The organism is Arsenophonus sp. ENCA (assembly GCF_002287155.1).
GTDB classification, from domain to species: domain Bacteria; phylum Pseudomonadota; class Gammaproteobacteria; order Enterobacterales; family Enterobacteriaceae; genus Arsenophonus; species Arsenophonus nilaparvatae.
This window is the reverse complement of record NZ_NHNG01000674.1, coordinates 1-1,898: the sequence shown is the minus strand read 5'-3', so window position 1 is coordinate 1,898 and position 1,898 is coordinate 1. Positions and strand designations below refer to the sequence as shown.

2 protein-coding genes and 2 pseudogenes are annotated in these 1,898 nt (G+C 40.6%); 2 read left to right on the top strand and 2 right to left on the bottom strand.

Annotated elements, in window-relative coordinates:
- Positions 1–395: pseudogene (locus tag CBG25_RS17745) on the top strand (phage portal protein); the annotation flags it as partial.
- A gap of 39 nt (positions 396–434) precedes the next feature.
- On the opposite strand, the gene CBG25_RS17740 reads toward CBG25_RS17745, so the two are convergent.
- Positions 435–839, bottom strand: coding sequence for an IS30 family transposase (locus CBG25_RS17740; protein ID WP_290608318.1), 405 nt, complete (start codon positions 837–839; stop codon positions 435–437).
- 194 nt (positions 840–1,033) lie between these two features.
- Between CBG25_RS17740 and CBG25_RS17735 the strand changes: the two genes are divergently transcribed.
- Positions 1,034–1,291, top strand: coding sequence for a transposase family protein (locus CBG25_RS17735; RefSeq protein WP_290608316.1), 258 nt, complete (start codon positions 1,034–1,036; stop codon positions 1,289–1,291).
- Positions 1,292–1,433: 142 nt separating this feature from the next.
- Here the strand turns inward: CBG25_RS17735 and CBG25_RS17730 are convergent.
- Positions 1,434–1,898: pseudogene (locus CBG25_RS17730) on the bottom strand (IS481 family transposase); the annotation flags it as partial.

Sequence of the window (1,898 nt, the reverse complement as noted above, 5' to 3'; positions counted from 1 at the left end):
CGCAAGCCATCACCGTCAAACAGCTTGGAGACCATCGTTACGCCTACACCGTAACAGAGCCGTACAGCGGCAAATCGAGAAGTTACCTTCAACATGAGGTGCTGCATCTCAGATACGCCACTGACGACGGATTTATGGGGCGTTCACCGATTACCCAATGCAGAGAAACGCTAGGGCTTGGACTGGCTCAACAGCGCCACGGATCCAGCATTATGCGCGATGGCATGATGGCAGCGGGGATTATCAAGTCTAAAGACTGGCTAGACGGTGTGAAAGGTGTCAAGGCACTTGAAGCACTCGAGCGCTACAAAGGGGCGCGGAATGCTGGCAAAACACCGATTCTTGAAGGTGAGATGCAGTACGAAAAACTGGGAATGAGCAATCAGGATGCGGAAGGCCCATTCCCAGTCGAAACGCAACAAACCCATAAAACGTTATGCAGCCATTAGATGAGCTAAAAATACTTCATTTGGAGAAAAATAGCCCAACGATTTTCGTCCCCGAGTATTAAGTATGTGCTCAAGTTCTGCAATCTCGTTGTCCGTGACTGAGTTGAAGTCCGTTCCTTTTGGGTAAAAACGGCGGATAAGTCCGTTACTGTGTTCATTTAAACCACGCTCCCATGAGTGATAAGGCCTGGCAAAGAAGACATTAGCACCGGTGATCTCAGTTATCTGTTTATGCATGGAGAACTCAGAACCGTTATCGGCCGTCAAAGTTTTAAAGTCACAGAAGGTATTTGCTACAATGTCACGGAAAGCATCTACAAGAGTATTAGCGCGTTTATTCGGTAACTTGCGGATAATAATCTGCTTGGTAGCTTTATCCGCTAGAGTCAGTAAGACACGAGTTTCGCACAGGCATATAAAATTCTAAAAATGGCTTAAAAGCAATGATTAATCTGCAAGTTACTAAAAAACATAAATTTTCTTAAATTACAATAAGTTGTATTTGATTTATAAGGTTTTGACTATTTATATATCATGCTGAATTAAACTTAAAAATAGAGCGTTTTTTTATTGGTGCGAAACTCGTGAATCTGCGTCGGCGAAAAAAAATGTATTCGGGAAAGAAAAGACAGACCACTCGAAAAGGGCTTATTATGACTGACGAAACAAGGCAAATTGGATTTATCCCCATGAGCAAAAATGGGCGCCGTCACGATAAACGCTTACTCGATAAAGTCGATATAATTCGCCATATTCCTCCTGAGGTAACCATCTGGGCAGATACCGGCACGAGTTTCGCACCAATAAAAAAACGCTCTATTTTTAAGTTTAATTCAGCATGATATATAAATAGTCAAAACCTTATAAATCAAATACAACTTATTGTAATTTAAGAAAATTTATGTTTTTTAGTAACTTGCAGATTAATCATTGCTTTTAAGCCATTTTTAGAATTTTATATGCCTGTGCGAAACTCGTGTCAGTTTGTAATTCCTCTAAATTACCGTAGATTTTCTTACGAAAAACTACCTGGTAGAACTCTTGTAATACGGTTTTATGAAAACGTTCACAAATTCCATTAGTTTGAGGCGAGCGTGCCTTAGTTTTTGTGTGATCAATATCGTTGATAGCCAGATAAAGTTGATAATCGTGATGCTCAACTTTACCACAATATTCACTACCTCTGTCCGTCAGTATACGTAATATCGGTAATCCATGTTGGGCATAAAAAGGCAGAACCTTGTCATTTAATAAATCCGCAGCAGTTATCGAACTTTTCGTTGTGTAAAGTTTACAATGAACGACTTTGCAGTAAGTATCAATATAAGTTTGTTGGTAGATACGACCAACACCTTTTAAATGACCAACATAAAAAGTGTCCTGCGACCCCAGGTAACCCGGATGTGCTGTTTCAATCTCACCACTGGCTTCATCATCCTGTGCTTTCTT